Here is a 24,716-nt window from a genome sequence, read left to right on the forward strand (position 1 = left end):
CAGGTCAGGCGCGGCCGGGTGCGGCCTCGTCCGGGAACGGGTCGGGGTCGTAGGCGCGCACCTTGGGATCGTCGCTGTCGGCGAAGTAATCCGCCGGAACGGTCGAGTCCTTGCCGTCCGGGACGTTGGTGGCCCGGAAGATCAGCGTCAGGACGGCGGCCACGAGGAAGTTCAGCACGATGGCCGTCAGTCCGATGTAGCCCAGTTTGCCGATGATCGGCATGATCGCCGTCGATCCGCCGAAGTGGTCTGTGGCAGCACTTGCCACGCCGTACGCCTTCCAGGTGCCGTAGCCCATCCCGACCGCCCAACCGGCCAGCAGCGCCCAGCGGTGGAACCACCGGGTGAACAGACCGGCCACGATGGTCGGGAACGTCTGCAGGATCCAGATACCACCGAGCAACTGCAGGTTGATCGCGTTCTGCTTGTCCATGCCCAGGACGAAGGCGACCGCGAAGATCTTCACGATGAGGGACACCAACTTGGAGACCTTCGCTTCCTGTGCCGCGGTCGCGTCGGGCTTGATCCACTCCTTGTAGATGTTGCGGGTGAAGGTGTTCGCTGCGGCGATCGACATGATCGCGGCGGGGACCAGGGCACCGATCGCGATCGCGGCGAACGCGATACCGGCGAACCAACTGGGGAACTGGTCCTCGAACAGCTGCGGGATCGCCAACTGCGGATTGGCCTTACCGTCCAGACCGATCGGCTTGGTCTTGGCGGCGATGGCGACCCAGCCGAGCAGGGCCAGCAGGGCCAGGACGAAGGAGTAGGCGGGCAGGATCGCCGCGTTCTTGCGAATCGTGTTGCGGCTCTTGGAGGACAGGGCCGCGGTGACCGAGTGGGGGTACATGAACAGCGCCATCGCCGAGCCGAACGCCAGTGTCACGTAGGCCCAGTTCTGCGCCGGCGGCACCAGGAAGGTTCCGGTGGGTTTGCTCGGGTCGGCCTTGCTCGGTGCGTTCATCTTCGTCTCGGCCGAGGAGAAGATGTGATCCCAACCGCCGATCTTGCTGGGCAACCAGACGATCGCCACGATGACGACCAGATAGATGAGGATGTCCTTGACGAAGGCGATGATCGCCGGCGCCCGCAGACCGCTGGAGTAGGTGTAGGCCGCCAGCACGAGGAACGCGATGAACAACGGCAGGTCCCGCACGAACCAGTTGCCGCCGCCGCCGACGCCAAGGACTTCCAGGACCGCCTGGATACCGACCAACTGCAGCGCAATGTAGGGCATCGTCGCAACGAAGCCGGTGATCGCGATGGCGAGGGACAACCCGCGTGATCCGTAGCGCCCGCGGACGAAGTCGGCCGACGTCACGTAACCGTGCCGATGGCTGACCGACCACAACCGAGACATGAACCAGAAGATCATCGGGTAGAGGACGATCGTGTACGGGATCGAGAAGAAGCCGCCGACGACACCGGTCGCGAACATCGCCGCCGGCACGGCGATGAAGGTGTACGCCGTGTAGATATCCCCGCCGATCAGGAACCAGGTGATCCAGGTGCCGAATGACCTTCCGCCCAGGCCCCATTCGTCCAGGGAGTCCAGATGGTCACCGCGCCGCCAGCGGGCGGCGAGGAATCCCATGACCGTCACGACGACGAAGAACAAGATCAGGATGGCGAGGGCAACGCCGTTGATGCCGGTGTTGGGCTCTGACGGATTCGCTGCTGCGACAAGGGTATTCACAGTTCACCCGCCTGGTGGTCATCTGCGCCGAGGGTGCGTTCGGCGATCGGTTGCCGCGGACGGGCCTTCTTGGACAACGCGTAGGCGATCGAGGTGCAGATCGCGGTGAGGAAGACCCACAGCATCTGGTACCAGAAGAAGAACGGGAAGCTACCGAGCTTCGGATCCTCCCTCGAGTACCAGCCGACGGGGATGAGGGCGAGCAGCGGGATGATCAAGAAGATCGCCATGAGGATCTGCAGATCGCGCCGGGCCGGTGGTGCGGCGTTCGGATCGGGTCTGGTTGCTACCGGTTCGGATTCAGACATGGTGGGGCTCCCTCCGACGGTGGACACTGGCTCTCGACCGCGCTGAGGTCCGCGGCCATCGATCAAGCTAGCGCGTGACCGGCGTCACGTGGTTCAACCCGGCCGGTGTTTTAGATAGCTATTCGAAGAATGCCGTCGAGCCAACGAAAACCGCCGCCGGCGGGGCCGGCGGCGGTTCTCGTGAGGTGCTGTGACTCAGGCCTTCTTGGTCTCCCAGAAGATGTCCGCGATCTCGTCGATCTTGGCCAGCAGCTGGTCGGCGACCGCCACGTCGAGCGAACCCTTGGTGCCGGAGGCGCCCGCGAGTTTGGTGGCCTCGTTGATCAGGGTGTGCAGCTGCGGGTACTTCTCGAAGTGCGGCGGCTTGAAGTAGTCGGTCCACAGCACCCACAGGTGGTGCTTGACCAGCTCGGAGCGCTGCTCCTTGATGATCAGGGCGCGGGTGCGGAAGTCGGGCTCGTCATTGCCCTCCGCCTTCTCGCAGATGCCCTTGATGGACTGGGCCTCGATCTTGGCCTGGGCCGGGTCGTACACCCCGCACGGCAGGTCGCAGTGAGCGCTGACCTCGATGGTGGGGGCGAACAGCTTGCGAAGCATGTGGCGTCCTTTCGTTGGCTCGGATAGGCGGGACTCCGATCGGGCGGGTCCGCTACGTCGAAACTACTCCGGGGGCGGGGCGCGCTGGAAGGCGCACCTACTCCGTGGGGTCAGGTGCGACCGCGTCGCGGCAACCGTCGTGGTAGCCGGAACAGCACGACTGCCAGCACCGCGTCCGGGCCGACGGCACCGAACTGCCGTGAGTCGGTGCCGCTCGGATTGTCCGAGCTGAGCCACCAGCCGTCAGCAGTACGACGGGTGATCCGCTTGACGGCAACCGGCCGGGGACCGTCCGGTCCCTTCGGTAGACGTACGACGTGGGGCCGGCCCTGGTGCACACGCCGGCTGTAGCGCACCACCAGACGGTCGCCCTCGACGTACGTCGGCTCCATGGAGCTGCCCCGCACGATGGCGATCCCGAACGGCAGACTCACCCGTCGGCGGGATCGGCCACCGGCACCTGCGGCACCGCGCTCTCGTGCTGTTCGGCCAGGATGCGCCGCAGGAAGGTCTTGGTCCGCTCGTGCTGCGGGCGGGCGATGACCTCTTTGGACGGGCCTTCCTCGACGACGACGCCGCCGTCCATGAAGACCACCCGGTCGGCGACGTCGCGGGCGAACGAGATCTCGTGGGTGACCACGATCATCGTCATGCCCGCCTCGGCCAATTCGCGCATCACGTCCAGCACTTCGCCGACCAATTCGGGGTCCAGTGCGGAGGTGGGTTCGTCGAAGAGCATCAGCTTCGGTTTCATCGCCAGGGCGCGGGCGATCGCGACGCGCTGCTGCTGACCACCGGACAACTGCGCCGGGTAGTGGTCGGCGCGTTCGGCCAGGCCGACCCGGTCCAGCAGCTCGCGGGCTTCCTTCAGGGCTTCGGCCTTGGAGCGCTTCTGCACCTGGATCGGGCCCTCGGCGACGTTCTGCAACGCCGTCTTGTGCGGGAACAGGTTGAAGCGCTGGAAGACCATGCCGATCTCGCCGCGTTGCTGGGCAATTCGCTTGTCGCTCAGGCGGTACAGCGTGCCGTCGCGATCGTCGTACCCCATGAGTTCGCCATCGACCCAGATACGGCCACCGTTGATGGTCTCCAACTGGTTGATGCAGCGCAGGAAGGTCGTTTTGCCGGAACCGGACGGGCCGAGCAGGCAGACCACTTCACCGGAGTGGACGTCGATGTCGATGCCCTTGAGCACCTGGGTGCTGTGGAAGGACTTGGTCACGTTGAGGGCGTGGACCAGGGGCTTACCGGGGGTTGTCGTGCTCATCAGTGGTCACCTCCGATGAAGTTGAGGCGAAGCCGACTCTTCTTGGCGCCCGCTGCCGGGCCGGTGCCGAAACCGCGGCCGAAGTAGCGCTCCAGGTAGGACTGGCCGACCATCAGGATGGAACAGATGATCAGGTACCAGATCACACCGGCGACGAACGCGGGGACGATGCGGTAGGTCTGGTTCGCGACCTGTTCGACCTGGAACCACAACTCCATGGTCACCGGAACCGCGGACAGCAGCGAGGTGTCCTTGACCATGGCGATGGTCTCGTTGCCGGTCGGCGGCACGATGACCCGCATCGCCTGCGGCAGGATGATCCGGCGCATCGCTTTACCGCTGCTCATACCGAGGGCCTTCGCTGCTTCGGCCTGGCCGGGGTCGACCGATTGGATTCCAGCCCGGGCGATTTCGGCCATGTAGGCCGCCTCGGACAGGCCCAGGCCGATGATGCCCACGATGATCCCGTTGGACAGTTTGCTGACGTTGATGGTGCCGATCATCAGCGCGTTGTCCAGGCCGAGGATCTGCTGGGCGAAGGGAAAACCGATGTCCAACTTCGGGTAGAGCACCGCAACACCGGCGCCGAGCATGACCAACAGCACCAGTCGGGGAATCGCCCGGAAGAACCAGGTGTAGACGAACGCAACGCCGCGCAGCACCGGGTTCTCCGACAGGCGCATGATCGCCAGGATCACGCCGCCGATGATGCCGATGATCATGGCGCCGATGGTGCCGACGATGGTGCCCTGGACCAGACCCTGCAGGACCGGCTTGTAGTTCATCACCGTGCCGACGAAGCCCCAATCCCATCGGGGGTTGGTGACGAAGGAGGAGATCATCATCGCCACGAGGACGGCGATGATCGCCAGTGCTACCCAGCGCCAGGGATGCCGGACCGGCCGGGCGTTGATTTCGCCCGGCCGGTCCGTCGTCGTCCGTGGATCAACCGACACTGGGGTTGACCTCGAAGGTCGTGATCGCACCCGACTCCTGGCCCCACTTGGCCAGGATCTGCTTGTAGCTGCCGTCCTTCTCCATTGCGGTGAAGGCAGCCGCGATGGCCTTGGCGAAGTCGGTCTGGTCCTTGGCGACCACGATGCCGTAGGGGGCCGAGTCGTAGATCTTGCCAACGGCCTCGAGCTTGTCACCGGTCTGCTTCACCGCGTAGAGCGCGACGGGGGAGTCGGCGACCATCGCCTGAACCTTGCCGCTGATCAGGTCCGCGGTGACCTTCGACTGGTCCTGCTCGACGACCTGGGTGATGGCTTCCTTGCCGGATTCGGTGCACTTCTTGCTGCGCGCCGTCAGGTCATCGACCTGCACGGTGCCCTTCTGCACACCGACGGTGAGGCCGCACGCGTTGTCCGGATCCACCTTGTTGGGGTTGCCCTTGGCGGTGACCCACTGGCTGCCGGCGGAGAAGTAGCTGATCATGTTGACCTGCTTCATCCGGTCGGCGTTGATGGTGAAGGAGGACGCGGCGGCGTCGTACTTGCCGGAGGTCACGCCGAGGATCAAGGTGTCGAAGTTGGCGTTCTGCCAGGTGCCCTTCAGGCCCAACTTGGCCAGGGCGGCGTTGAACAGGTCGACGTCCATACCGACGACGGTCGTGCCGCCCTCGAGGTATTCGTTGGGCGCGTAACTGGCGTCGGACCCGATGGTCAGCGTGCCCTTGGCCTTGATGTCCGCAGGAACCATCGCGGCAAGGCTGGAGTCCGCACCGCCGGTGGTCACGCTGCCGGTGGGCGAGGCCGAGCCGGTGCTGCCCGTGTTGAGGCTGTCAGACCCACATGCGGACAGTGCGGTCATGAGCGCGACCGCCGTGATGGCGCCCAGACCCGAGGCTTTGGTGATGCTGCGCATTGCTGCTCCTTGAAAATCGGCACATCGACCGTGACGGTCGTTCCCTGATCCTGGCATCCTGCGGTGCCGGGGGAGGGTCGCCGCGCGGGTTTGTGACCTGCCCGTAACACCTTCCCGGCGAGCTTTCACCCCAATCCCAGCCCCCTCCCGACGATTTTGAGGATTCCGACGTTTCTGAGGACGCCGCTGCTCTGTGCGTCCTCAGAAAGCTCGCCATCCTCAAAATTGGCCCGGTCTCAGGCGGCGAGGTGTACCCCTTGGGCCACGGCCTGCATGATGCGGTGCTGCACTTCCGGCCAGTGATTGACGACCTGGTCATAGCTGACGCGAATCACGACGTACCCCATGGTGATCAGCAGCGCATCGTGCGCAATGTCCTTGTCGCGCTGTGGTCCCACGTGATGCCCGCCGTCGATCTGGACGACGAGGCGGTCGCCGATCAGCAGATCCACCGGACGTCCTGCGATGACTATCTGCTGCAGGATCCGCACATCCAGGAATCTCAACCGGGTCATCGCGATCGACTCCAGGCCGGAGTCCGACCACGGCGCCGCTGTTGCAAGCACGGCGCGAGCGCGCCGACTCAACGGCAGCCGCCCCATCGACTCAGCGGTGACGAGGGCCTTGTTCATCGCCGACTCCCAGATTACGACTGCGCGCTCATGGGGTTGGCAGTCGGCAACGAGTAGCAGGCAGTTTTCCAGTGAGTCCGCAGCGACGTCGGGATGTCGCGGAATTGCTGGCTCGGCCCAGTGGACGACGCAACCTGTGGACTTGATGCCACCGGCGTGCTTCCTCGCCGCGATGTGAATCTGACCGTCGTCGATTGCCCACAAGCCCCGTCGAATCGCCTCGCTCAGGCAGGTCAACACGCCGCGGGCGCGGACCGCTCGGATGACGGCCGGGTCGACGTCACGCGTTGCGACCCAACCTTTGCGCACACGGTAGATCTGTCGCGTCGCGAGGGCCTGTCGGATCGCGTGATCACTGAATCCGGCCGCCCGTAATGCGCGGGTGGGGACGATGCCGCCGGCGCGTCGCGTTACTTCAACGATGGTCATCCGGACACGGTTGCGGAATGTGCTGGTTGACGCGCGGCCGCCGAAGCAGATGTGTGGATAACCGCTCGACGATTCTGAGGACAGTGAGGTTCCTGAGGACTTCTGGGCGCGCAGCATCCTCAGCAACGTCTAAATCCTCAAAATCGGTGAGGGGAAGGTGGCGGGGCAGAGTGGCAGGGCGGCCGGGCGCTGACCTGCGGAAATGACATTCATGTGATTCGACACGCCGGAACACAGCATCTAGGGGTTGTCAGCGAAGCAACCCCTAGATAGTGTGGCGCACGCAGTGGTCCTCCCTGGCGAACACCGGGGAGGGGCAAGAGGGAAGCCGGTGAGATTCCGGCACTGCCCCGCAGCGGTAAGTGAGGACGAAAGCCGTCATCAGCACTGGGTGAGCCACCTGGGAAGCGACGGCCGGTAGGCGCGGTGAGAGCCGCACAGTCACGAGTCCGAAGACCTGCCATTGCCCCTGCCGCAGCCTGCGGCGGGGTGCTTGCGGCTTTCGTGGGACGAGCCGGGCAGGTACGTCGATCGCTGCGCGCTACCTCCCCCTTCCCCGCCCGTGAGCGGACTTCGAGGGAAGGAACGCAGCAGTGACACTTCACGTGACCAAACGCGACGGCACTCGTGAGCCGTACGACGCCGATCGCATCAACCGGGCCATCGAGCGGGCGGCCGCCGGTCTGCCGGACGCGATGGCCAAGACCATGCAGATCGCCTCGGAGCTGGCGATCACGCTCTTCGACGGGATCACCACCCAACAACTCGACGAGGCCGCGATCAACGTCGCGGTGCAGAACGTCAAGGACGACCCGGACTTCGACGTCATCGCCAGCCGGTTGCTGCTGAAAACCATCTACAAGAAGGTCCTCGGCGACTTCGAGACGACGACCGAGTTGGCGCTGCTGCACCAGGCCCGCTTCCCCGGGTACATCCGCGAAGGCGTCGAGGACGGACTCTTCGACAAGCGCCTTGCGAGCACCTATGACCTCGAAGACCTCGCGGCAGCCCTCGATCCGCAACTCGACGAAGGTCTGCGCTACATCGGCATCGTCACCCTGCGCAATCGCTACATGGCCACCGACGCACGCCGGAACCCGATCGAGGTGCCCGCCTACTTCTGGATGCGGGTCGCGATGGGTCTGTCGGTGGGCGAGACCGAGCCCACCAAAGCCGCGATCGGCTTCTACCGCAAGATGGCCTCGCTGGACTACCTCGCGGCCGGCTCGACGCTGGTCAACGCCGGCACGCAGACCCCGCAGCTGTCCAACTGCTTCGTGATGCAGATGGATGACGACATCGAGCACATCGCCACCTCAATGCGCGACGTCATGTGGTTGACCAAAGGCACTGGTGGCATTGGCCTTTCGGTCACCAAGCTACGCAGCGAGGGCAGCCCGATCCGGTCCAACAACACCGCATCGACCGGGCCGATCCCGTTCATGCACACCATCGACTCGATCCTGCGTGCGGTGTCCCGGGGTGGCAAGAAGTTCGGTGCGCTGTGCTTCTACATGGAGAACTGGCACCTGGACTTCCCGCAGTTCCTCGACCTGCGGCAGAACGCCGGCGACCCGTACCGTCGCACCCGCACGGCCAACACAGCCGTGTGGATCAGCGACGAGTTCATGAAGCGGGTTGTCGCCGATGACGATTGGTACCTCTTCGACCCGCTGGAAACCCCCGACCTGGTCGAGTTGGTCGGCGATGACTTCTCCCGGCGGTACGCCGAGTACGTGGCCCTCGCCGAGCGCGGCGGTCTGCGGTCGTATCGGAAGGTGCGGGCCAGGGAGCAGTGGAAGGCCATCCTGGTTTCCCTGCAGACGACCTCGCACCCGTGGCTGACCTGGAAGGACACCATCAACCAGCGGGCGCTCAACGACAACACCGGCACCATCCACCTGAGCAACCTGTGCACCGAAATCACCTTGCCGCAGGACCGCGACAACGTCTCGGTGTGCAACCTTGCCTCGATCAACCTGTCACGGCACCTGGTTGACGGCCAATGGGATTGGGACCGCCTGGCCGAGTCCACGCGCCTGGCGGTGCGGCAGCTGGACAACCTCATCGACATCACCAAGTCGTCGGTCCACCAGTCCGAGCACTCCAACAGTAAGAACCGCGCGATCGGTCTGGGTCTGATGGGCTTCACCGATGTCGTCGAGCGGCTGGGCCTGTCTTACGCCAGTCCGGAGGCTGCTGACCTCATCGACCAAGTGACCGAGTTCATCTCCTGGCACGCCATCGACACGTCGTGTGATCTGGCTGCCGAGCGGGGTGCCTACGCCAACTTCGAGGGATCCGGCTGGTCCAAGGGGCTGGTCCCGTACGACACCCTCGACGTGCTCGAGCGGCGCCGCGGCGTCGAGGTCGAAGTCGACCGTACGGCGCGCCTGGACTGGGACGCGCTGCGCACCAAAGTGAAGGGTGGCATCCGCAACGCGACCCTGATGGCCATCGCACCCACCGCGTCCATCGGGTTGGTCGCCGGGACCACCCCGGGGCTGGATCCGCAGTTCTCCCAACTGTTTTCGCGCGCGACCTCGGCCGGGAAGTTTCTCGAAGTCAACCGCAACCTCGTGGCTGCCCTGCAGGAGCGCGGACTGTGGGAGCAGGTGCGGGAGGAGTTGCTCCGGGCGCAAGGCGACTTGTCAGCGGTGCCCGGCATCCCCGAGGACCTGCTGGAGACCTACCAGACGTCGTTCCAACTGCCGCCGGACGCCTATCTGGTCATTGCCTCCAGGGCGCAGAAGTGGATCGACCAGGCGATCAGTCGCAACATCTACCTGGAGTCCCGGGACGTGGGTGCGATGGCCGACCTCTACATCGATGCGTGGCGCAAGGGTGTGAAGACGACCTACTACCTGCACATGAAGCCGCGGCACACCGCTGAGCAATCGACCGTGAAGGTCAACAAGGCGCAGGCCAGTGGCCGCAGTGGCGGCGGGTTCGGCTTCGCCAAGAAGACCGCTCCCGAGAAGGCACCCGTCCCGTCACCGCGGGAGGTGACGATCGAGGAGAAGCCAGCGATCGACGTACCGGAAATCATCGAAGGTCTGGTCTGCCCGACCGACCCCCAGGAACTCTTGAACTGTGAGGCATGCCAATGACGATTCTCGGCACCGGTATCCAGGATGGTCTGCTACTCAAGCCGATTCGCTACCAGTGGGCCTACGACCTCTATAACCAGGCAGTGGCCAACACGTGGTTCCCGCATGAGGTGCAACTGGGGGAGGACCTGGCCGACTTCGAGCGGATGACCGCCGAGGAGCGGCACGCGGTCACCTTCCTGATGAGCTACTTCAATCCCAACGAGTTGCTGGTCAACAAGGCGTTGGCCTTCGGGGTCTACCCCTACATCAACGCGCCGGAGGGGCACCTCTACCTGGCCAAGCAGATGTGGGAGGAGGCCAACCACTGCATGGCGTTCGAGTACGTGCTGGAGACCTTCCCGATCGACCGCGACGAGGCCTACAGCGCGCATGTCGACATCCCTTCGATGGCCGCCAAGGAAGCCTTCGAGGTGAAGTTCATCGAGCGGATGGCGAGCACCCAGCTGGACATCACCACCACCGAGGGCAAGCGGGACTTCGTGCGCAATCTGGTGGCGTACAACGTTGTGCTGGAGGGGATTTGGTTCTACAGCGGCTTCATGGTGGCGCTGAGCTTCCGGCAGCGAAACCTCCTGCGCAACTTCGGCTCCCTCATCGACTGGATCGTGCGGGACGAGTCGTTGCACCTCAAGTTCGGGATCAACCTGATCCTGACGGTGCTGGAGGAGAATCCCGACCTGCAGACGCAGGAGTTCGCCGACGAGATCCGGGCGATGATCCTGGATGCGGTGGAGATGGAGTCGGCCTACAACCGGGATTTGTTGCCGCGCGGCATCCTCGGTCTGAACGCGGACTACATCAACACCTACGTGCAGTACCTGGCGGACCGCCGGTTGGAGGAGTTGGGCTTCGAACCCCATTGGGGCGTCAGCAATCCCGCCAAGTGGATGGCGACCGCGAACGACACCCTGCAGTTGGTCAACTTCTTCGAGTCGATCAACACCAGCTACGAGGTGGACGCTAAGGCCGGCTCATGAGTGTGCTGCCCCTGCGCCTCGTGCGCAGGGGCAGCCTCACCCTCGGCCCGGCGTTCGTCGCCGCCATTGCGTACGTCGACCCGGGCAACATCGCGGCCAACACCTCTGCGGGGGCTCGGTTCGGATATGCCCTGCTGTGGGTCGTCGTCCTGGCGAGCGCAGTGGCCGCGCCGATGCAGTACCTGTCGGCGAAGTTGGGTGGCGCGACCGGCCGATCGCTGCCGGAGTTGATGCGCGAACGCCTCGGTGCCAGAGCACGGCTGGCCTACTGGGCTCAAGCCGAAATCGTCGCGGTGGCAACGGATCTGGCGGAGGTCATCGGTGCGGCCGTGGCCTTGCACCTGTTGTTCGGGCTGCCGATGTTGCCGGCGGCGCTGGCGGCCGGCGCGCTAGGACTCCTGATCCTGCTCTGCCGCGACCGGCTCGGGGCACGGGCGCTGGAAGCTCTGGCCGCAGGGTCGTTGGTGCTCATCGGTGCCGCATTCCTGCTCGGCACGGCGATCGCACCGCCGGCGATGGCGGACGCTGCTGCCGGGTTCATCCCCACGCTGGGATCCGGGCAGCAGGTGATGGTTGCCGCGGCCATCGTCGGAGCCACGATCATGCCGCATGCGATCTATCTTCATTCGGGCTTGAGTGCTGAATGCCCCCAGCCGACAGCGGAATTGAAGAGGCAGGTGGGACGGGCGATGGTCCTCGCCGGTACGGTGAATGTCGCAATGCTGCTCTTCGGTGCCGGCGCCTTGCAGGGTCAGACGGACGACGACTTCGCCGCTGTCGCCGGGGCGATCACCGCCCGGTTGGGGCAGGGTGCCACGACCGCGTTCCTCGTCGCACTGCTGCTGTCCGGGCTGACCTCCACCGCCGTGGGCACGGCGGCGGGGGAGACGATCATGGCGGGGTTGCTCCATCGCCGCATCTCGCCGTACCTGCGACGGATCCTGACCCTCCTGCCCGCCCTCGTGCTGATCGCCCTCCACATCCCGCCGGTGACCGGCCTGCTGGCCTCGCAGATGGTCCTGTCACTGGGCATCCTGGCTGCCCTGGTGCCGTTGGTGCGGCTGACCTGCGACCGGCAGCTGATGGGGGAGCGAGTCAACGATCGCGTCATGAGGGTCTGCGCGTGGGCGATCGTGGCGGCCATCGGGGTGCTCAACGTTGCCCTGGTGCTGGTCACCCTGACCGGTCTGTGACCCGACCCGCTGTGTGCTGACCGCGGCGCTCGACGTACCTCCGCAGCAGGAACCACTGAATGGCTACGCCCGTGGCCTCCGCGGCGATCTCTGCGATCACCGCACCGGAGGGGCCGTGCCAGCGGGCCATAGGCCCGACGGCGCCCAGGGCGATGACAGCGGCCGGGATCGTCGCAGCCGTGATCAGATTCGCCTGGCCCGTCGCCACCATGGCAAGACCAAGACCCATCGTGGTGCAGATGATCGCCAGCAGGAGGCCGGACGCCGCGGCCACCGGATAGGGGATGTCGACCTGACCGCTGAACACCAATCGGGACACGGTCGGTGCCAACGCGGCGTACCCGATGCCACTGATCAGGCCGACGCTGGCACAGATGCGTGCGGCGGTGCGCACCCGGCGATCCCGGTCGTTCGGGTCGGCGCTGCCCACCCAACTCTGCAACCGCGCGGGCACGGCGTGCAGGATCGATGCACCCATCCGCATCAGCCGCTCGGTCGCCGCGAACACCGGTGTAGCCGTGGGCGCGACCAGTTGCACGATCGAGACCGGAAGCCCGATGTAGAGCACGTTGAACAACAGTCCTGACCCCATCACCAGCTGACTGCGGGCCACCCCGGGGGCGAGCCGCCAGTCCACCGCTGTCGGCACCGATGCTCGGCCGAGGATCAATCGCGCCGCAAGCAGCATGAGCGGCACCGACAAACAGGTCAGCAGGCTGAAGGTGATGAAGGGTGCCCCAGCCCGAAGGGCGACCGCTGAGGCGATCGCGAGCAGGATCTTGGGCAGCGACTCGCTCCACAGCACCGCCAGCGGTCGACCGATGCCCACGAAGAACCACTGCGGAGTCATCGCCTGAGCCGCGGTCCCGGCCGCGAGAATGCCGGCCGCCAGCGGCGCATGATCAACCAAGAAATACGTGCCCAGGCCGACGGCAACGGCGGCTGGCACGACGGCAAGCGGCCGGGAGGTCAGCGAGAGCCGGTACTGCTCGAGACGACCGGCATCGTCGAGACCAGCGACCTGCTGCGGTCCGGCGACGCCCCAACCCATCTGCCCAGCCACCGCTGCTGCGCCGCCGAGCGCCTGGGCCAGCGCCATCGACGTCCACCCTGACGACCCGAACCGTGCGGTGATCGCCGGGATGACCAGTAGCGGGGAGAGAAACCCTGCTGCGGGGATGAGCACATACAGCAGCATCTGCCGCATCTGCCGCACCCGCTCCACGCCGTTCCCCTCGCTCAAGCGCCGATTGTGCCGTACTAGCGTCGGCTAGTCTCGCGATCATGTCGGTCAAGGACGTGATCAAGTCGGTGCGCCCGGCTCGACTCGGTGTCGAGGGTGCACTGTTCCTCGCTGGGGAGGCTACTGGTCGACTACCAGTGCGCAGTGCGCGTACGGCGATCGCCCGGCATGTCCTGGGCGTCCAGATCGCGCCGGACGCCCTGGTCTATCGCTGGCGCGAGATCCGCAACGGATCCGGTATCAGGGTCGGCTCGGGCAGCGTGATCGGGTTGTGGTCCATCCTCGACGGGCGTCAAGGGATCACCATCGGGCGCACCGTCTCGGTGTCGTCGGACGCGTCGTTCTGGACGATGCAACACGACTACCGGGCCGACGATTTCCACGCCGAGGGTGCGCCGATCACCGTCGAGGACTTCGCCGTGATCGGCCCGTCCACCATCATCCTGCCGGGCGTCACCATCGGCGAAGGCGCAGTGGTTGCTGCCGGCGCCGTCGTCAGCAAGGACGTGCCGCCGTGGACGGTCGTTGCGGGAATCCCGGCGAAACCAATCCGGCAGCGACCCGTGCAGCGCAACTACTCGTTGCACAACGGCGACGCCATGTACTTCCTGTGATCAGATCCAGGCTCCACGGCGCATGACGCGCGTGACCCCTAGGTCGTCGCCTAGTTCGACTAAGTCGGCGAAGTAGCCCGGTTCGATCGAGCCAACCCGGGCCAGGCCAAGGTGCTCGGCAGCGCGCGAGGTGGCCGCCGGCAGCACGACCTCCAGCGGGAGTCCGACGACGGTCACGCAGAACTGCACCGCCCGAGCCATCGTCAGGGTCGAGCCAGCGATCGTCCCGTCCGCCAACCGAGCGACCCCATCGCGGACGAAGACGTCCAGTGGCCCCAACCGGTAGTCACCGTCGGCGCTCGCGGCCGCGGCCATCGCGTCGGTCACCAACACGAACCGGTCCTGCGCGAGATCAGTGGCGATGCGGATCGTGGCCGGGTGCAGGTGCACCCCGTCGCAGATCAACTCCACTACCGCATCCGAATCCAACAGTGCGCCAACGGCGCCCGGCGCGCGATGGTTCAGCGGAGTCATCGCGTTGAAGAGGTGGGTGCCCGCGGTCGCCCCACTGGCGAGGGCCCGGGCGGCTTGCTCGTACGTCGCGTCGGTGTGTCCGACGGCAGCGACAACTCCCGCGGTGGCCAGTTGCGCAACGGCTTCGAACCCACCGGGCAGCTCCGGGGCGATCGTGACCATCCGGATCGTCCCGTCGCCGCGTTCCAACACCTTCGCAATGCGTTCCGGCGTGGGGTTCTCCAACAGCGTCGGGTCGTGCGCACCGCGATGCAGCGGCGACAGCCACGGACCTTCGAGGTGGATCCCGGCCAGGCGGCCGTCGGCCACGAGCGACGCCAGCTCCTGCACGGCCCGGTCCATGTCCTCGTGGGACATCGTGACCAACGAGGCGATCATCGAGGTCGTGCCGTGCGCGAGATGCGCGTCGGTCACCGTCACCGCGGCGGCCGCGGTCCCTGCGTCGAAGGAGGCCCCGCCGCCGCCGTGTACGTGGGTGTCCACGAAGCCGGGGACGAGGGTGCCGGTGAGAGGTACGTCGACCGGACCGGGCGGCGTACCCGCACCGACGCGGGCGATCGAGTCGCCGGAGACCTCGACCCACCCCGGCGCGAGAGCCCGCGCCGGGGTGAGAACGAGGGGGGCGGTGACGATCACGCGCTGGTGTCCGCTTCGGCCATCGAGGCCTCGTCGTCGTCCTCGCGGCCAGGCGTCTTCAGGTTCATCTTGCGGATGACGAACCGGAACAGGAAGTAATACACCACCGCGTAGGCCAGGCCGATGGGTATCAACAGCAACGGTTTCGTGGCGATGTTGAAGTTCAGCACATAGTCGAATAGGCCTGCGCTGAAGGAGAATCCGTCCTTGATGCCGAGGGCGTTGACCAGCGCCAGGGAGGTGCCGGTCAGGACCGCGTGGATCACGTAGAGCGGCCACGCCACGAACATGAAGGCGAACTCCAGCGGTTCGGTGACACCGGTCAGGAAGGCCGTCAGACCCACCGAGAGCATCACACCGCCGACGGCCTTCTTGTGCTTGAACTTCGCCTCCTGGTAGATCGCCAGGGCCGCGGCGGGCAGCGCGAACATCATGATCGGGAAGAAGCCGGTCATGAACGCTCCAGCGGTCGGGTCACCGGACAGGAACCGGGCGATGTCGCCGTGCACCGGGACGCCGGTTCCGTGCGGGGTGTAGGAGCCGAAGATGAACCACGGCGGGTTGTTCAGGATGTGGTGCAGACCGAGCGGGATGAGCAGTCGGTTCGCGGTGCCGTAGACGAAACCACCAACGACGTCGTTCTCCGCGACCCAGTTGCCCAGGTCGGTCAGGCCGGTGTTGAACGGGTGGTAGATGAAGGACATCAGGACCGAAATGATCAACATCGCGAAGGCGGTGATGATCGGCACGAAGCGTCGGCCACCGAAGAACGCCAGGTAAGGCGGCAGTTTGATCCGGTGGTACTTCTGCCACAGGTACGCCGAGACCAGACCGGCGATGATGCCGCCCAGGACGCCGAAGTTGATCAATTCCTGGGTCGCGCCCTCTTTGGGCTCACCGAGGATGTACGGCGACATGGCGTCCCCGACGCTCTTGAAAACCAGGTAGCCGACGACAGCGGCCAACGCGGTCGAACCATCGGCCTTCTTGGCCATGCCGATGGCGATACCGACCGCGAACAGCAGCGGCAGGTTGTTGAACAGGGCGCTACCGGCGGCGCCGACGATCGCGGCCACCTTGTCCCAGCCCAGACCGTCCGTGCCCAGCAGGTCGGGCTGACCCAACCGGAGCATCAGGCCGGCCACCGGCAGAGCGGCGATCGGCAGCATCAGGCTGCGGCCGAACTTCTGGATGGGTGCCAGGTTGAAGCGCTTCTTCTTGCTGGCCGGTGGCGAATCGGCCGGTATGTCAGCGGTGCTCATGAATGCTCCTTCAGGATGGGTTGGGTTGATCAAGGCTCATGTGGATGGAGTAGCGGTCGCCGCGGTAGCGGGAGACGACGTACTCGACCGGGATGCCGGATGCGCTGCTGATGCGTTGGAAGACCAACAGCGCGGCGTTGGACGGAGTCTTCAGGCGGCGCGCGGTCGGTGGGTCGGCGGGCTCGCCCCAGAGCGTCTGCTCGGCGTGATCGATGACCAGGTCGTAGTCGTTGGCCAGCACTTCGTAGAGCGAGCCGGTCAGGTCCCGTTGGTCGAGGTCGGGCACCAGGTGCGCGGGATACCACCCGTCCTCCAAGGCGATCGGTACCTCATCGGCGAACCGGATGCGCTCGAGTCGCCAGGCCCGCCCGTGCCGGGGTAGGTCGAGATCCTTCGCGACTTCCATTGGGGGCGAGTCGATTTCGAGGGTGAGGATGGCGGTGGACGGAGCGAAACCCCGTCGGGCCATGTCCTGGCTGAAGGACGCCAGATGCAGGTCGGACTCCAACCGGGGCCGGGCGACGAACGTGCCCTTGCCGTGGATGCGGTGCAGCAGTCCGTCGGCGGTGAGGCTCTCGATGGCCCGCCGGACGGTGGAGCGGGACACGGCGTACCGGCGCATCAACTCGCGCTCGGAAGGCAGGGCGTCATCCGGTCGGAGTTCGCGGGTGGCCATCACGGTGAGTGCTTCCCGTAGCTGCGCGTACTTCGGTTCGGGGCCGTCGGTGATGTGGCGAGTTGGCACGGATTCCTCCCCTCGTGAGACTGGTCGAGACTGGTCCTTCACTGGTACGGTCTGGTCCGGACCAGTTCGCATATCATGCTGCTAGCGGCGGAATGCGTCAAGAAACGAGCGGAGGCCACCGGACGTGGGAGATACGCGCGAGACCCAGATGGGTCGAGAAATTGCCCAACAGCCACAGGCTGTGCGGGACACGCTGGATGCGTTGATCCCGCTACGGGACAGAATCGCCGAGGCGTACGCCGGGCGCGAGCAGGTGCTCTTCGTGGCGCGCGGCAGCAGTGACAACGCCGCGATCTACGGGCGGTATCTGCTGGAGACACACTCCGGGGTGCTGGCCGGCCTTGTGTCGCCGAGTGTGGCCACGCACTACGGCGCGAAACTCGATCTGGCGCACGCGCTGGTCGTGAGTGTCTCCCAGTCAGGGCAGACCGAGGAGATCGTGCAGACCCAGCAATGGGCCAAGGAGTGCGGCGCCGCGACCATCGCGGTGGCGAACGTTCCGGATTCGCCGCTCCTCGCCGACGCCGACCTGGGACTGCTCACCCAGGCCGGACCCGAGTTGGCAGTCCCGGCGACCAAGACCTACGTCTCCCAGACGGTCGCGATGGCGGTCCTGGGGACGGCGCTGTCAGGTGACCCATCGGCGTACGACGATGAGTTGGCGACCGTGCCCGGTGAGATCGAGCGGTTACTCGCCGAGCGTTCGGGCGTGACCGAAGCCGTTGCGGCGCTGAAGGATTCGGCGTACGCCGTGGTGTCCGGGCGCGGCCTGTTGATGGGTACCGCGCTGGAGACAGCGCTGAAGTTGGAGGAGACCTGCTTGCGCCCGGTGCGCGGGTACTCCTACGCCGATCTGCGGCACGGCCCGATCTCGGTGGTGACCGGGGGCATGTCGGCCGTGCTGGTGTCCGCGGCCGATGGCCCGATGAGTACGCCGATGATCGAGTTGGCGCAGGACCTGGACCAGCGCGGCGCCACCACCGTCGGAATCGGCGGCACGGCGCAGTTCGCAGATGCGGTTGACGTGGCCGTCGGCGGCCCGCGACTGACCGAAGCGCTGTCGCCGATCGCCTCCATCGTTCCCGCGCAGTTGGTCGTGGAGTCCCTGGCGCTGTCGCTGGGGTTGGATCCGGACAATCCGCGAGGTCTGGCCAAAGTGACCACCACGGACCCAGACTGATCCCCACATTCCGAACCCGAGTTTCGATCCAGAAGGAGCAACATCATGGGAAAAGCAGAAGACATCCTGGCCGGCCTCGGTGGCGCCGAGAACATCGTCGAGATCGAGCCGTGCATCACCCGACTTCGCACTGAGGTCGAAGACGGCTCGCTGGTCAACGAGGCGGCGCTGAAGGCGGCCGGGGCGCACGGTGTCGTGATCTCGGGCAACGTCGTGCAGGTCGTCGTCGGGCCGGAGGCCGACACCCTGGCCGACGACATCGAGGACCTGATGTGAAGCTGCTGGCGCCATGTGCGGGTCGGGTCATCCCGATCACGCAGGTCGACGATCCAGTCTTCGCCGGCGAGATGGTGGGTCCGGGGGTGGCGATCGAGCCGACCCTGGAGCCCGCCACCGTCGTCTCGCCGATCTCCGGCACGATCGTCAAGGTCCACCCGCACGCGTTTGTCGTCCTCAACGCCCAGGAGAAGCTGGGCGTCCTGGTGCACCTGGGCATCAACACCGTGAAGTTGGAGGGTAAAGGCTTCGAGGTGCTGGCGGCCCAGGGCGACACGGTGGCGGCGGGCGACCCCATGGTCCGCTGGAATCCGGCCGACATCACCGGCGAGGGAGAGACAGCCGGAATGCTGCGCACTGTCCCGGTCGTCCTGCTCGATCGCCCGGCCGGCTCGGTGGACGCGGGCCCAGCCCGCGACGTGACCGCCGGGGAGGCGTTGTTCGAGTCAGTCGGCGACTGATTCCACGAACGCCAGATATTGCTCGTACGTAGGCAGCAACCCCGATGACTGGGCTTCGCGCAGCGTCGGGGCGGCTGCATCTTTGGGCGACAGCAGCGGCTCGATGCCCTCGGGGAAGGTGATCGCGAGTTGGGGATCCAGCGGATGGATCCCGTGCTCGCGTCCGGGGTTGTAGGCCGCGGTGCACAGATACACGGCGGTCGTGTTGTCCTCGAGGGCGCAGAAGGCGTGCCCGAGGCCCTCACCGACGTACACCGCCCGGCGCTCGATGGTGTCCAGGTGAACGGCAGTCCATTGCCCGAAGGTCGGTGAGCCGACCCGGATATCGACGATGTAGTCGATCAGGGACCCGGAGACCGCGGTGACGTACTTGGCCTGCCCGGGCGGTACGTCGGCGAAGTGCACCCCGCGGACGGTTCCGCGGCTGGACACCGAGATGTTGGTCTGCACGACGTCCGGGCGGTGCCCCAGGTGCTCGGTGAGCAGATCGCCGCGGAACCCTTCCAGGAAGACGCCCCGGTCGTCGGGGAACTGCCGGGGGGTCACCACCAGCGCGCCCTCGATCGGCAAGGGCTCGATCTTCACGACGACACCACCTCGTGCTCCTCCTCCAACAACTGCAGTAAGTACTGTCCGTATCCGCTTTTGACCAGGGGCCGGGCCAGGTCAGCCAGCTGCTCGTCCGACAGCCAGCCGTTGCGCCAGCAGACCTCTTCGACGCAGCCGATCTTGTCGCCCTGGCGTTCCTCGATCGCCTGGACGAACTGGGCGGCCGCCATCATGCCCTGGAACGTGCCGGTGTCGAACCAGGCGGTGCCGCGCGGCAGCACGGTGACCGTCAGATCGCCGCGTTGCAGGTAGGCGTCGTTGATGCCGGTGATCTCCAGTTCGCCGCGTTCGGACGGTCGTAGGTGTTGGGCGATGGAGACCACGTCGTTGTCGTAGAAGTAGAGCCCGGGCACGGCGTACCGGCTGCGTGGTTCGGCCGGTTTCTCCTCGATCGAGAGCACCTTGCCTTCCGGGTCGAACTCGACCACGCCGTACGCCGTCGGGTCGGCGACGCGGTAGGCGAAGATGTTGCCCCCCGTCACCGTGCGGTTGGCTGCCAGCGCGGTGCCCAGGCCGGGCCCGTAGAAGATGTTGTCGCCGAGCACCAACGCCACGCTGTCGGAGCCGATGAAGTCGGCGCCGATCAGGAAGGCTTGCCCGAGGCCGTCGGGCGAGGCCTGCACTGCGTACTTCAGATCGATGCCCCACTCGGCGCCGTCACCGAGCAACCGCTGGAACTGGTCGGCGTCGTGCGGCGTCGTGATGATCAGTACCTCGCGGATCCCCGCGGTGAGCAGCGTCGACAGCGGGTAGTAGATCATCGGTTTGTCGTAGATCGGCATGAGTTGCTTGCTGATTCCACGGGTGATCGGGTGCAACCGGGTGCCCGAACCACCAGCCAGGATGATCCCCTTCATGGCCCAGAGCCTACGGGTACGCCGAGTGGCTGGCGGCGCGATCGCCGCCACTGCTGCTCAGGCCGAGCGGGATTCTGGCGGAGGTGAATTCCGGCCTCGCATCCGTACAGGTCGAGTGTATCGAGGTGCGCGATACGCGGCCATGGTGCTGTCGCAGCGGCCGGTTTCATCTCCGGTATTCCTGGTATACGTATCCCGCGGCCGCACTGGTCATTCCTGCTCCACGCGCGGCCGTGCGTAGACCGCTTGCGCGGCGCTGCATACTCCGCGTTCCTATCCCGGCGGTCGCGGCGGCAGCCCCGCCGATAATCCGCGCGACGCCGCCGGCACCCATCTTGACGCGAGCGCGCGTGCGTTCTGGGCGGCTCGGCGCAAGGTGGATCAGGACTCGTCCCTGCGAATTGCCCATGCTGACCCACCGCAGCAGCACCCACTTGCGTGTGGCTCGATCGGTCGGCACGACGTCGGTGACCAGAGCCTCGTTGCACCAAACGATCGTGGCTCCCGACGCCGTCAGGGCTTGGGTGAAGAGCGTGTCCTCGCCGCCAGTGAGCCCAAACTCCTCATCGAAGGTCAGCCCCAGTTCGCGCACCCGCCGCAGGTCGAGCAGCAGGTTGTTGGTCGCGGCAACCTCAACGATGGTGCCGGTGGGCAGCCGGCGCCGGGTGAAGAAGCCGCCGGCCTCGATCCACGGATCCAGTGGCGGGTCGAAGGTCGACTGCACGGCCCCTGCGACCGCGGCCGCCCCGCTGTCGAGCCAGGTACCCACCATGAGGGGCAGCCAGTCGGTGCTGGGTCGCTCGTCGTCGTCGATGAAGACCAGGAGGTCGGAATTCGCGCTCTCGCTCAGTGCCCGGTTGCGCGCAGCCGAGATGCCCGGGCGGGGCTCCACCACATACCGCAGGTCGGTGCAATCGATGTGGCTCTCAGTGGCGGGTGCGCCCGAGGAAGCGGGGTCGTTGTCGACGACCAGCACCCCCGCATCGAATCGCCCAGGATATGCAGCCCGCAGCCGCTCGGTCTGCTCGAACAGCAAGGGAAGTAGCTCGGCCAACTGCTCCGGGCGTCGGAACGTGAGCACGGCGACGGTGAGGGTCAAGGGGGATTCTGCAGACATGTCGTGGTGCAGCCTACGGCGACGAGGTTGAGGAATGCCGCCAGTCCGGCCGATATCACACGGAACAGGGAGTTTGCCGGGTTTGGGTGCCGTATTCTTGCCAGGGCCGCAAACACGTCACGAGGGGAAATTGGCATGCGCGTGCTCGTCACCGGCGGCGCAGGGTTCATCGGCAGCAACTTCGTCCACCTGACCCGGCAGCTCCTGCCAGAAGTGCAGATCACCGTCCTGGACGCACTCACCTACGCCGGCACGCTGCGGTCCCTGGCGGGAGTCCAGGATGACATTCGGTTCGTGCAGGGCGACATCGCCGACCGCGACCTGGTCAACGACCTGGTGGCTCAGCATGACGTGGTCGTGCACTTCGCCGCGGAGTCGCACAACGACAACTCCCTGCGGGAGCCTTGGCCGTTTGTCGCCACCAACGTCGTCGGCACCTACAACCTGCTGGAAGCCGTCCGCGCGCACGACGTGCGCTACCACCACATCTCCACTGACGAGGTGTACGGCGACCTGGAGTTGGACGACCCCTCCCGGTTCACCGAGGAGACGGCGTACAACCCCTCCAGCCCCTACTCCTCGACCAAGGGCGCCAGCGACCTGTTGGTTCGCGCGTGGGTGCGCTCGTTCGGGGTGCGCGCCACGATCTCCAACTGCTCGAACAACTACGGTCCGCGGCAGCACGTTGAGAAGTTCATTCCGCGCCAGATCACCAACGTTCTCGACGGGCAACGCCCCAAGCTCTACGGCGACGGACTGAACGTGCGGGACTGGATCCACGTCGATGATCACAACCGCGCGGTGTGGACCATCATCGAGCGCGGCCAGATCGGCCAGACCTATCTGATCGGCGCCGACGGGGAGAAGAGCAACCTCGAGGTCGTGCGGCTGATCCTGGCCGGCATGGGCAAGGAGCCCGACGACTTCGAGCACGTGGTCGACCGGCCCGGCCACGACCGGCGGTACGCCATTGACTCGACCCGGCTACGCACCGAGTTGGGTTGGCAGCCGCAGTACTCCGACTTCGAATCCGGCCTGGCCGCCACGATCGACTGGTACCGGTCCAACGAGGCCTGGTGGCGCCCGGAGAAAGACGTGACCGAGCGTCGGTACGCCACAGCGGGTGCCAACCAGTGACGCGATGGCTGGTCGTCGGTGCCAGCGGAATGCTCGGCACCGACCTCGTGACGACCCTGCGGGCGACCGCGCATGACGTCACCGGGTGGTCGCACACCGATCTGGACATCACCGATCCCGCCCAGGTGACAGATCAGGTGGTCGGCTTCGATGTCGTCGTCAACGCGGCTGCTTGGACAGCGGTCGATGCGGCGGAAACCCATGAGGCAGAGGCGTTTACGGTCAACGCGGTCGGAGCTGCGAACCTCGCCACAGCGTGCGAAACCGCTGGGAGCACTTTGGTGCAGGTCTCGACCGACTACGTCCTGGACGGGTCTGCCCGCACGCCCGCACCGGTCGATGCGCCGATCGCTCCACGCACGGCGTACGGACGGACCAAGGCAGCGGGGGAGTGGGCCGTGCGCGCCACCTGCGCGCGGCACTACGTCGTGCGCACCGCCTATCTCTACGGCGAGCACGGACCGAATTTGGTCAAGACGATGGCACGGCTGGCCGAGGAGCGCGACACTGTACAGGTTGTGAATGATCAGTGGATACAACCGACGTGGACAATTGACCTGGCTGAGGCGATTGTCCGGTTAGTGGACGCCGATGCGCCCTACGGCGTGTGGCACGGCACGTCCAGCGGCGCAACGACCGTGTGGGAATTCGCCCGTGCGATCTTCCACGGGCTGGGACACGACGCGGACCGGGTCCTGCCCACGACGCTGGCCGCATATCCGAGCGCAACGCCCCGCCCGGCGTACAGCGTGCTGTCGCATGACCGGTGGACCGACGCCGGTGTCACTGCGCTACCCGAGTGGGACAACGCACTATCGCGCTTCCTGGGTCAGGCCGACCTGGCGGGGGCGCGATGACCGACGCCACGCGCCGCCCCCGAGTCGCCATCATCGGCACTCGCGGCTACCCCAGCTACTACGGCGGGTTCGAGACGCTGGTCCGCCACCTCGCGCCGTACCTGTGGGAGCACGGGTGGGACGTGGAGGTCTACTCCCGCCCCGGCCAGACCGTCCCCGCGGAGGCCGATCCGCGCATCCGCGTTCGGTTCACCCCCGGCGTGGAGACCACCTCGCTCAGCACGCTGTCCTACGGTCTGACCTCCACGACTGCCGCGGCGGCACGCAAGCCGGATGTCGCACTCGTCATGAACGTCGCGAACGGCTTCTTCCTGCCCGCGCTCAAAGCACGCGGCATCCCCGTTGTCATGAACGTCGACGGTCTGGAATGGGAGCGCGAGAAGTGGGGGCCCAAGGCAAAGCAAGTGTTCCTGGCCGGCGCCCGCGCTTCCGCGCGCTGGGCCGATCAGTTGATCTCGGACTCCACGAACATCGCGGCGTACTGGAAGCGGGTCTTCGCGCGGGAGTCGACCTTCATCCCGTACGGGGGCGAATGCGACGAGACGATGCTGGACAGCGCCCCGGTGGCCGCGCTGGACGGGCTGGAACCGGGCAACTACGTGATGGTCGCAGCCCGGTTGGTCCCGGAGAACTCCATTGACCTCTTCCTGCAGGCAGCCCGGGACCTGCCGTCCAGTGCGCACGTGGTCATCGTCGGTGGCGGTGACGAGACCAATCCGCTGTGGAACGCTGCGGTCGCCCTGCGTGCCGAGCGTCCCAACGTGCACTTGCTCGGCCAGGTCAAGAACGACAACTTCCTCAACTGGCTGTGGGCGAACGCCGGCGTCTACTTCCACGGGCACTCGGTGGGTGGCACCAATCCTTCCCTGGTCCAGGCCATGTCGTGTGGCGCGGTGATCGTTGCGCGTGACTCGGTGTTCAACCGCGAGGTGCTCGGACCCGACGGACACTTCGTTCCCCCGGAGGCAGGAGCGATCGCCCGCGAGATCTCCGCGGTCCTCGCCGAGCCCGAGACACGGGCGCAGATGTCCAAACAGGCCAGTGCGAGGGCCGAAGACTTCTACAGCTGGGGGCCGGTTCTGGCCCAGTACGAGCAGCTGCTGCGGGCAGAACTCACGACGGACTCGCAGAAGGAGTCGCTGACGGAGTTCGCGTAATTGCGCGAGG

At 66.1% G+C, this 24,716-nt stretch carries 25 protein-coding genes and 1 riboswitch; of the genes, 10 read left to right on the forward strand and 15 right to left on the reverse strand.

Going from position 1 to position 24,716, the window contains the following annotated elements; all coding sequences use genetic code 11:
* Window positions 1–4: 4 nt before the first annotated feature.
* From mctP to DR843_RS02560, 8 genes are all read right to left on the reverse strand, one after another.
* Complete coding sequence (gene mctP / locus DR843_RS02525) at window positions 5–1,699, reverse strand: monocarboxylate uptake permease MctP (protein WP_245933953.1); 1,695 nt, start codon at window positions 1,697–1,699, stop codon at window positions 5–7.
* Window positions 1,696–2,007 carry a DUF3311 domain-containing protein gene (locus DR843_RS02530; RefSeq protein ID WP_109683960.1) on the reverse strand — a complete coding sequence of 104 codons (312 nt, stop codon included), beginning with the start codon at window positions 2,005–2,007 and terminating at the stop codon, window positions 1,696–1,698. The genes mctP and DR843_RS02530 overlap by 4 nt, the downstream gene beginning before the upstream one ends.
* Window positions 2,008–2,202: 195 nt before the next feature.
* Entirely contained in the window at window positions 2,203–2,604 is a 402-nt protein-coding gene (gene sodN / locus DR843_RS02535) for a superoxide dismutase, Ni (protein WP_109683961.1), read from the reverse strand.
* A gap of 110 nt (window positions 2,605–2,714) precedes the next feature.
* A complete protein-coding gene (locus tag DR843_RS02540; protein WP_211310172.1) occupies window positions 2,715–3,038 on the reverse strand; it encodes a S24 family peptidase in 324 nt (107 codons plus the stop codon).
* Window positions 3,035–3,871 carry an amino acid ABC transporter ATP-binding protein gene (locus DR843_RS02545; protein ID WP_109683962.1) on the reverse strand — a complete coding sequence of 279 codons (837 nt, stop codon included), beginning with the start codon at window positions 3,869–3,871 and terminating at the stop codon, window positions 3,035–3,037. Before DR843_RS02545 ends, DR843_RS02540 begins: the two co-directional genes overlap by 4 nt.
* Entirely contained in the window at window positions 3,871–4,827 is a 957-nt protein-coding gene (locus DR843_RS02550; protein WP_245933954.1) for an amino acid ABC transporter permease, read from the reverse strand. Before DR843_RS02550 ends, DR843_RS02545 begins: the two co-directional genes overlap by 1 nt.
* Window positions 4,817–5,737, reverse strand: coding sequence for an ABC transporter substrate-binding protein (locus DR843_RS02555; RefSeq protein ID WP_109683963.1), 921 nt, complete (start codon window positions 5,735–5,737; stop codon window positions 4,817–4,819). Before DR843_RS02555 ends, DR843_RS02550 begins: the two co-directional genes overlap by 11 nt.
* A 236-nt stretch (window positions 5,738–5,973) precedes the next feature.
* Window positions 5,974–6,798 (reverse strand): endonuclease domain-containing protein, encoded by an 825-nt coding sequence (locus DR843_RS02560; RefSeq protein WP_109683964.1) that lies wholly within the window; start codon window positions 6,796–6,798, stop codon window positions 5,974–5,976.
* Window positions 6,799–7,068: 270 nt separating this feature from the next.
* Window positions 7,069–7,277, forward strand: a riboswitch (cobalamin riboswitch).
* Window positions 7,278–7,391: 114 nt separating this feature from the next.
* Between DR843_RS02560 and DR843_RS02565 the strand changes: the two genes are divergently transcribed.
* The 3 genes from DR843_RS02565 to DR843_RS02575 are packed head-to-tail and all read left to right on the forward strand — an operon-like array spanning window position 7,392 to window position 12,081.
* On the forward strand, window positions 7,392–9,908 hold the full coding sequence (locus tag DR843_RS02565; RefSeq protein ID WP_109683965.1) for a ribonucleoside-diphosphate reductase subunit alpha: 2,517 nt from the start codon (window positions 7,392–7,394) through the stop codon (window positions 9,906–9,908).
* The gene (locus tag DR843_RS02570) at window positions 9,905–10,888 is read left to right on the forward strand and encodes a ribonucleotide-diphosphate reductase subunit beta (protein WP_109683966.1); all 984 of its coding nucleotides are present in this window, start codon (window positions 9,905–9,907) and stop codon (window positions 10,886–10,888) included. Before DR843_RS02565 ends, DR843_RS02570 begins: the two co-directional genes overlap by 4 nt.
* On the forward strand, window positions 10,885–12,081 hold the full coding sequence (locus DR843_RS02575) for an Nramp family divalent metal transporter (RefSeq protein WP_109683967.1): 1,197 nt from the start codon (window positions 10,885–10,887) through the stop codon (window positions 12,079–12,081). Before DR843_RS02570 ends, DR843_RS02575 begins: the two co-directional genes overlap by 4 nt.
* Here the strand turns inward: DR843_RS02575 and DR843_RS02580 are convergent.
* Window positions 12,062–13,324: a polysaccharide biosynthesis protein gene (locus DR843_RS02580; RefSeq protein WP_146202466.1), complete on the reverse strand. Its 1,263-nt coding sequence runs from the start codon at window positions 13,322–13,324 to the stop codon at window positions 12,062–12,064. The two genes, DR843_RS02575 and DR843_RS02580, sit on opposite strands and share 20 nt — an antisense overlap.
* 41 nt (window positions 13,325–13,365) lie before the next feature.
* On the opposite strand from DR843_RS02580, the gene DR843_RS20750 reads away from it, so the two are divergent.
* Window positions 13,366–13,938 carry an acyltransferase gene (locus DR843_RS20750; RefSeq protein WP_109683969.1) on the forward strand — a complete coding sequence of 191 codons (573 nt, stop codon included), beginning with the start codon at window positions 13,366–13,368 and terminating at the stop codon, window positions 13,936–13,938.
* Here the strand turns inward: DR843_RS20750 and nagA are convergent, their stop codons facing one another.
* Genes nagA through DR843_RS02600 form a run of 3 tightly spaced genes read right to left on the reverse strand, consistent with a single transcriptional unit; the run spans window position 13,939 to window position 17,055 of the window.
* Window positions 13,939–15,048 carry an N-acetylglucosamine-6-phosphate deacetylase gene (gene nagA, locus DR843_RS02590; protein WP_109683970.1) on the reverse strand — a complete coding sequence of 370 codons (1,110 nt, stop codon included), beginning with the start codon at window positions 15,046–15,048 and terminating at the stop codon, window positions 13,939–13,941.
* Window positions 15,045–16,310 carry a PTS transporter subunit EIIC gene (locus DR843_RS02595; RefSeq protein ID WP_109683971.1) on the reverse strand — a complete coding sequence of 422 codons (1,266 nt, stop codon included), beginning with the start codon at window positions 16,308–16,310 and terminating at the stop codon, window positions 15,045–15,047. Before DR843_RS02595 ends, nagA begins: the two co-directional genes overlap by 4 nt.
* A 10-nt stretch (window positions 16,311–16,320) precedes the next feature.
* Window positions 16,321–17,055 carry a GntR family transcriptional regulator gene (locus DR843_RS02600; protein ID WP_211310173.1) on the reverse strand — a complete coding sequence of 245 codons (735 nt, stop codon included), beginning with the start codon at window positions 17,053–17,055 and terminating at the stop codon, window positions 16,321–16,323.
* A gap of 181 nt (window positions 17,056–17,236) precedes the next feature.
* Between DR843_RS02600 and DR843_RS02605 the strand changes: the two genes are divergently transcribed.
* Genes DR843_RS02605 through DR843_RS02615 form a run of 3 tightly spaced genes read left to right on the forward strand, consistent with a single transcriptional unit; the run spans window position 17,237 to window position 18,972 of the window.
* Window positions 17,237–18,235 carry an SIS domain-containing protein gene (locus DR843_RS02605; protein ID WP_245933955.1) on the forward strand — a complete coding sequence of 333 codons (999 nt, stop codon included), beginning with the start codon at window positions 17,237–17,239 and terminating at the stop codon, window positions 18,233–18,235.
* Window positions 18,236–18,280: 45 nt separating this feature from the next.
* Window positions 18,281–18,511, forward strand: coding sequence for a PTS sugar transporter subunit IIB (locus tag DR843_RS02610; RefSeq protein ID WP_109683974.1), 231 nt, complete (start codon window positions 18,281–18,283; stop codon window positions 18,509–18,511).
* Window positions 18,508–18,972, forward strand: coding sequence for a PTS sugar transporter subunit IIA (locus DR843_RS02615; RefSeq protein ID WP_109683975.1), 465 nt, complete (start codon window positions 18,508–18,510; stop codon window positions 18,970–18,972). Before DR843_RS02610 ends, DR843_RS02615 begins: the two co-directional genes overlap by 4 nt.
* On the opposite strand, the gene DR843_RS02620 is transcribed toward DR843_RS02615, so the two are convergent.
* The 3 genes from DR843_RS02620 to DR843_RS02630 all read right to left on the reverse strand — a co-directional run bounded on the left by DR843_RS02620 (window position 18,958) and on the right by DR843_RS02630 (window position 21,555).
* The gene (locus tag DR843_RS02620) at window positions 18,958–19,557 is read right to left on the reverse strand and encodes a dTDP-4-dehydrorhamnose 3,5-epimerase family protein (protein ID WP_109683976.1); all 600 of its coding nucleotides are present in this window, start codon (window positions 19,555–19,557) and stop codon (window positions 18,958–18,960) included. The two genes, DR843_RS02615 and DR843_RS02620, sit on opposite strands and share 15 nt — an antisense overlap.
* Window positions 19,554–20,438 carry a glucose-1-phosphate thymidylyltransferase RfbA gene (rfbA, locus tag DR843_RS02625; protein WP_109683977.1) on the reverse strand — a complete coding sequence of 295 codons (885 nt, stop codon included), beginning with the start codon at window positions 20,436–20,438 and terminating at the stop codon, window positions 19,554–19,556. Before rfbA ends, DR843_RS02620 begins: the two co-directional genes overlap by 4 nt.
* A gap of 166 nt (window positions 20,439–20,604) precedes the next feature.
* Window positions 20,605–21,555: a glycosyltransferase family 2 protein gene (locus DR843_RS02630; RefSeq protein ID WP_109683978.1), complete on the reverse strand. Its 951-nt coding sequence runs from the start codon at window positions 21,553–21,555 to the stop codon at window positions 20,605–20,607.
* Window positions 21,556–21,690: 135 nt separating this feature from the next.
* Between DR843_RS02630 and rfbB the strand changes: the two genes are divergently transcribed.
* The 3 genes from rfbB to DR843_RS02645 are packed head-to-tail and all read left to right on the forward strand — an operon-like array spanning window position 21,691 to window position 24,706.
* The gene (rfbB, locus tag DR843_RS02635; protein ID WP_109683979.1) at window positions 21,691–22,692 is read left to right on the forward strand and encodes a dTDP-glucose 4,6-dehydratase; all 1,002 of its coding nucleotides are present in this window, start codon (window positions 21,691–21,693) and stop codon (window positions 22,690–22,692) included.
* Window positions 22,689–23,549 (forward strand): dTDP-4-dehydrorhamnose reductase, encoded by an 861-nt coding sequence (rfbD, locus tag DR843_RS02640; RefSeq protein WP_109683980.1) that lies wholly within the window; start codon window positions 22,689–22,691, stop codon window positions 23,547–23,549. The genes rfbB and rfbD overlap by 4 nt, the downstream gene beginning before the upstream one ends.
* Window positions 23,546–24,706: a glycosyltransferase gene (locus tag DR843_RS02645; RefSeq protein WP_109683981.1), complete on the forward strand. Its 1,161-nt coding sequence runs from the start codon at window positions 23,546–23,548 to the stop codon at window positions 24,704–24,706. The genes rfbD and DR843_RS02645 overlap by 4 nt, the downstream gene beginning before the upstream one ends.
* The last annotated feature ends 10 nt before the right edge of the window (window positions 24,707–24,716 follow it).

It is taken from the genome of Branchiibius hedensis (genome assembly GCF_900108585.1).
Taxonomy (GTDB): domain Bacteria; phylum Actinomycetota; class Actinomycetes; order Actinomycetales; family Dermatophilaceae; genus Branchiibius; species Branchiibius hedensis.